We start from the raw sequence: 5,799 nt of genomic DNA on the forward strand, positions 1-5,799 counted from the left end.
GGGCGGCATCGCCGTCGTGCAGAGCACAGACAGCCCGCAGAGCAGTGCACGCGCTGCGGCACTGGCACATGGCTACCGCGTCGAATTGCGTGGCATGCAACATGGCCGGCGTATCGAGGAGACCGTGCAAGTGAATGCAGTACAGGCCGTCTGGCATGCCCGCCGCGATTGGACACAACTGTGCGATGCCATGGCCACCACCGTGCAGGTCATCATCTCCAACACCGCAGACATGGGCTATGCACTGGACGACTCCGACGCCGCGGCGCTGCTGCGTAGCCCCACGACGGCGCCGAGCAGCTACCCGGCCAAGCTGGTGGTGCTTCTGCACCATCGCTGGCAGCTACAACCAGAGGCTCCCCTGACGCTGTATCCCTGCGAACTGGTCAGCCGTAACGGTGACACCCTGCGCAACCTGGTATCCACGCTGGCACAGAGCTGGGGCGTTACGCCCGCCTTCCTTCGCTATGTGCGGGAGCACTGCGTGTGGGTCAATTCACTGGTGGACCGCATCGTGTCGTCTCCGCTGGAACCCGCCGGTGCAGTGGCCGAGCCCTACGCGCTGTGGGCTATCGAACACCAGCCGCGCATGGTGCTTCCTTGCAACCACCCGGCCGTGGTGGTGACGGATGCACTGGCTCCATTCGAGCAACGCAAGCTCTGGCTGCTGAACCTGGGTCACACCATATTGGCCGAACGCTGGCGGCTGCTGGGCAGTGCTGCGGACATGACCGTGGTGCAGGCCATGCACACCCCGGCGCTGCGCACCCCGCTGGAGGCGGTATGGGCCGACGAGGTGCTGCCGGTATTTGACGCCGAGGGCACAGGCCCCGAGGCCCACGCCTACCTGGTGGAATTGCGCGACCGTCTGCTCAACCCGTTTCTGGAACACCGTCTGGCCGACATTGCCAAGGACCACGCGCAGAAGAAGCTGCGCCGCCTGGCACCCGTGGTAGAGCGCGCCGTGGCGCTGCAACTGCCCATCGCACAGACCCAGCTGCGCAATGCGTTAGCTGAAACCGGAAGCACCCTGGGCACTGGCGCCTGAACCGCCGGCTGGTCACCGGCGTTTGATGACATGCTGCGGCGCAACATCCAACGCAGCGAACCCTCATGCCTGCCTTCTCCGGAGGAAGAAGGGGTCAGTCCCTCAGCGCTCGGGCGTGGAACGGAAATTCGCCGCAATTGCGCCTCCGGGGTTACGATGCGTAAACCATTCACTCCGTTGGTGGTTCCATGGTGGCACTTGCCGCACAATTCGATTCGCCCCGCCGGCTGCATCAAAGAGCCAGCGACCGGCCACAGGACTGGCTTGGCACAACGCCCCTGCTGGACCTGGACGACACCAAGCTGCGCCTGAAGGCTCGCTCGATTGTCCAGCTGTGCCGCACCGACCGGGACAAGGCACTGGCTATCTATCGCTTCGTCAAGCGCCTGCCTTATACCAAGCGGATCAAGCTGCAGTACCCGACCGCCCGCGACGTACTCGAGGCGCGCGGGGGCGACGGTGACGACAAGGTGACGCTGCTGATCGCGCTGATGCGCTCCGCCGGCATCCCGGCCCGTGTGCGCTACATGGAGATGCGCGGCGAGATGCTTCGCGGCCTGATCCCGCGGGCCACGCCGGCGGCGCGGCCGCTGGCGGAGTTCTGGCTGGGCCGTTGGGTGCGCACCGACACCTACATCTTCGATGCCGAATACGTGGCTGCGGCGCTCGAACGCCTGAAAGCGAACGGCTGGGAGTGCGGCTGGGGTATCCACATCAACGCCCAGCTTCTGTGGGATGGAAAGAACGACGCCTTCCTCGGCGGTGTGCCTACCGAGCAGGACCCCATGCTCACGCGGCTTCTGTGCGTGGTGAGCGATCCCCTGGAACTGGTGTCGGCATCCCTGCGCGCCAACGGGCTGCGCTACCGCCGATCATTGCGGGCGTTGCAATGGAATGCGCTGGCTCCGACCATGATTCGGGCCATTCGTGAGCTGCGGGCCGGCTCGCGTTTCTATTGAAATGACAGGCCCGAACCCATCCGCCGCAGCAACTCCGGCACGGATGACACCAGCATCGCCAGGCCCGAGCAGGTCAGCAGGCTCAGCACCAGTCTGCGAAAGGCAAGGTCGCTGATGCCCGTGTAAACGCGCCCGCCCAGCCAGGCGCAAATGAGCGCAGCAGGTGCCACGATGGCCAGCATGGGCAGCGTTTCGCGCGTGACCAGGCCGGCGGCAACATAGCTGGCCATGGTGACGGTCAGCACGGCCAGATTGAAGTTCTGGATGACGGCGCGTTGGGCACTCTTTTCGTAGCCGCGCAGGGTGCACCACAGTGTCGGAATCACACCGCTGAAACCACCCAAGGCCCCCATGAAACCACCGGCAACGCCAATCGTGCCGTCGGCGACGCGGCCCCCATGGTGAATGCGGGGGAGCTTGCCCGAAAAAAGCATGGCCGGGCACCACAGCGCCAGCAGCATGCCGAGAAACAGCTTGAACAGCTGGACGTCAAGTTGCGGCAACAACAGCAAACCGAGCGGCAGACCGAGCAGGCCGCCGGCCAGAAATGGCAGCAGGCGTTTCCAGTCCGTCGTGCGGCTGACCGTGAAGGCCGCCATGACCTGGCCTGTCAGGCCGMCGAACACCGCCATGACAGCCGCCAGTTTCGGGTCTATAGACCACGCCCAGAACGACATGGCGACAAGGCTGAAGCCAAAGCCCGACAGGCCCTGGACAAAACCCGCCGCCGCCGCGCCCGCGACGATTAAAACGATTGGGGCGTCAGGACCTGCCAACATTGTGTTTGCAAATGCGAATGGGGTGAAAACGGCGCCGATCAAGGCGCGCGACGACGCCCAGACCGGGCGTCTGGGCTAGGAGCGCAACGCCGAGTGGCGCCGTTTTCACCCCATTCCCTCCGGGTTGCGATCAAAAAGGCCTTGCGCGGCGTTGCAAAGCCTTGACGGGGTTCACCCCGCCTGCGTTTTGCGCCTTGCTCAAGGCCTTTTTGACTCGCAACGCATCTTGCAAACACAGTGTTGACAGGTCCTAGGCGTAGTCAGTCACGGGCACGCAACTGCAAAACAGGTTGCGGTCGCCGTAGACGTTGTCGACGCGGCCCACCGGCGGCCAGTATTTGACCTGCTTGAGCGAGGCCAACGGGAAGGCGCCGATTTCGCGGGAGTAGGGGCGGTCCCAGTCGGCGCCCATCAGGCTGGCTGCGGTGTGCGGCGCATGCTTGAGCGGGTTGTTGTCTTGCGGCCATTGCCCGGCTTCGATTTTGCGGATTTCTTCGCGGATGGCGATCATGGCGTTAATGAAACGGTCCAGCTCGGCCAGGGTTTCGCTTTCGGTCGGCTCGACCATCAGGGTGCCGGGCACAGGGAAGCTCAATGTGGGCGCGTGAAAGCCGTAGTCCATCAGGCGTTTGGCTACGTCTTCGGCGGTAACACCGCTGGTCTCTTTCAGCGGGCGCAGATCCAGGATGCATTCATGCGCGACATGGCCGTTTTCGCTGGCGTACAGCGTGGGGTAGTGGTCCTTGAGGCGCGAGCTGATGTAGTTGGCACTCAGGATGGCGACTTCGGTCGCTTGCGTCAGACCTTCCGGGCCCATCATGCGGCAATACATCCAGCTGATGGGCAGCACCGCGGCATTGCCCAGCGGTGCAGCCGAGACAGCGCCGACGCCGTTGACGGGAATCCCCGCAGTGGCATGGCCGGGCAGGTAAGGCACCAGGTCAGCCACCACGCACACCGGGCCAACGCCTGGGCCGCCGCCGCCGTGCGGGATGCAGAAGGTTTTGTGCAGGTTCAGGTGGCTCACGTCGCCGCCGAACTCGCCTGGCGCGGCCACGCCCACCAGTGCGTTCATGTTGGCGCCGTCCACGTAAACGCGTCCGCCATGGCTGTGCACCATGGCGCAGAGCTCTTTCACCTGGGTTTCGAACACGCCATGCGTGCTGGGGTAGGTAATCATCACGCAGGCGAGGTTGGCGCTGTGCTGTTCACACTTGACCTTGAGGTCGGCCATGTCGACATTGCCCTGCGCGTCGCAGGCGGTCACGACGACGGTCATGCCCACCATCTGTGCACTGGCCGGGTTGGTGCCGTGGGCGGAAGAAGGAATCAGGCAGATGTTGCGGTGGCCCTGGCCCTTGGCTTCATGAAAGGCCTTGATGACCAGCAGGCCGGCATATTCGCCTTGCGAGCCGGCGTTGGGCTGCAGGCTGATGCCCGCATAGCCGGTGGCCTGGCACAGCCAGTCGCGCAACTGCTTGTCAAGTTCGGCATAGCCCTGCAGTTGTTCGGCAGGTGCGAACGGGTGGATGTTGGCGAACTCCGGCCAGGTGACGGGAATCATCTCGCTGGTGGCGTTGAGCTTCATGGTGCAGCTGCCCAGCGGGATCATGCTGCGATCCAGTGCGAGATCCTTGTCGCTGAGCATGCGGATGTAGCGCAGCATGCCGGTTTCGGAATGGTGTGTGTTGAACACCGGGTGCGACAGGAAGGCGCTGGTGCGGCGCAGGTCGGAAGGGATCAGCGACTCGATGCCTTTTTCAAACGCGCTGACCACGGGTATGGTCTGGCCGGGCCTGGCAAAGAAGGACCACAGCAGTTCGATGTCCTTGCGGCTGGTGGTTTCGTCCAGCGACACGCCCAGGTGGTTATTCAAGCGAAAACGCAGGTTAGCCCCCGCAGAACGTGCGCGGTCAGCTATCAAATTGGTAGCGTCACCGGTTTTCACCGTCACGGAGTCAAAGGCGCCCGTGTTGGTGATGTCATAGCCCAGTTCTTGCAGGCCGCGCACAAAGATGGCCGTGTAGGCGGCCACGCGCTCGGCGATGCGCTTGAGGCCTTGCGGGCCGTGGTAGACCGCGTACATGCTGGCGATCACCGCCGGCAGCACCTGCGCAGTGCAGATGTTGGAGGTGGCTTTCTCGCGGCGGATGTGCTGCTCGCGTGTTTGCAGTGCGAGGCGGTAGGTCGGGTTGCCGTGGCTGTCGACTGTGACGCCGACCAGGCGGCCGGGCAGCGAGCGCTTGAATTCATCGCGGCAGGCGAGGTAAGCCGCGTGCGGCCCGCCGTTGCCCATGGGCATGCCGAAGCGCTGGGTGTTGCCGAGCACAATGTCGGCATCCCATTCACCGGGCGGGGCCAGCAGCGTGAGCGCCAGCAGATCGGCAGCGACGCACAGGGCCGCGCCGTCGACATGCGCCTGGCCGGCCAGCGGGCGCAGGTCATGGATGCTGCCTGTGGTGGCGGGGTATTGCGCCAGCACGCCGAAGTAATTGCCTTCGGCCATCAGCTGCGGCACCGTGACGGCGGCCGTGCTGACCTTGATTTCGATGCCCAGCGGTTTGGCGCGGGTTTGAATCACTTCAATCGTCTGCGGATGGCAGTCGCCCGCCACGATGAAGACATTGCTTTTGCTTTTTACACTGCGCTTGGCCAGCGTCATGGCTTCGGCGGCGGCGGTGGCTTCGTCGAGCATGGAGGCGTTGGCGATCGGCATGCCGGTCAGGTCGCAGACCATGGTCTGGAAGTTGATCAGCGCTTCCATGCGGCCCTGCGAGATCTCGGCCTGGTAAGGCGTGTAAGCCGTGTACCAGGCGGGGTTCTCGAGGATGTTGCGCAGGATCACGCCTGGCGTGTAGGTGCCGTAGTAGCCCTGGCCGATGAAATTCTTGAACACCTGGTTCTTGGCCGCGATGGCCTTGAGCTGCTTGAGCGCGGCAGCCTCTGTGACAGGCGCGGGGATCGCCATGGCCGTGCTGCGCGCAATCGAGCGCGGAACGATGCCTTCCACCAG

4 protein-coding genes are annotated in these 5,799 nt (G+C 64.2%); 2 read left to right on the top strand and 2 right to left on the bottom strand.

The features are described 5' to 3' along the window. Both AC1DWI_RS11910 and AC1DWI_RS11915 read left to right on the top strand, forming a co-directional pair. Positions 1-1,048 (top strand): mannitol dehydrogenase family protein (locus AC1DWI_RS11910; protein ID WP_477724896.1); only part of this gene is annotated, 1,048 nt, incomplete at its 5' end. Between the two features lie 188 nt (positions 1,049-1,236). Next, positions 1,237-2,007 (top strand): transglutaminase-like domain-containing protein, encoded by a 771-nt coding sequence (locus tag AC1DWI_RS11915; protein ID WP_477667883.1) that lies wholly within the window; start codon positions 1,237-1,239, stop codon positions 2,005-2,007. On the opposite strand, the gene AC1DWI_RS11920 is transcribed toward AC1DWI_RS11915, so the two are convergent. Both AC1DWI_RS11920 and gcvP read right to left on the bottom strand, forming a co-directional pair. Continuing rightward, a complete protein-coding gene (locus tag AC1DWI_RS11920; protein WP_477724897.1) occupies positions 2,001-2,786 on the bottom strand; it encodes a sulfite exporter TauE/SafE family protein in 786 nt (261 codons plus the stop codon). The genes AC1DWI_RS11915 and AC1DWI_RS11920 overlap by 7 nt on opposite strands. 250 nt (positions 2,787-3,036) lie before the next feature. Then, positions 3,037-5,799: aminomethyl-transferring glycine dehydrogenase (gene gcvP / locus AC1DWI_RS11925; protein ID WP_477724898.1), on the bottom strand; the 2,763-nt coding region annotated here is incomplete at its 5' end.

The sequence above is a fragment of the Polaromonas sp. P3_C2 genome (assembly GCF_056402675.1).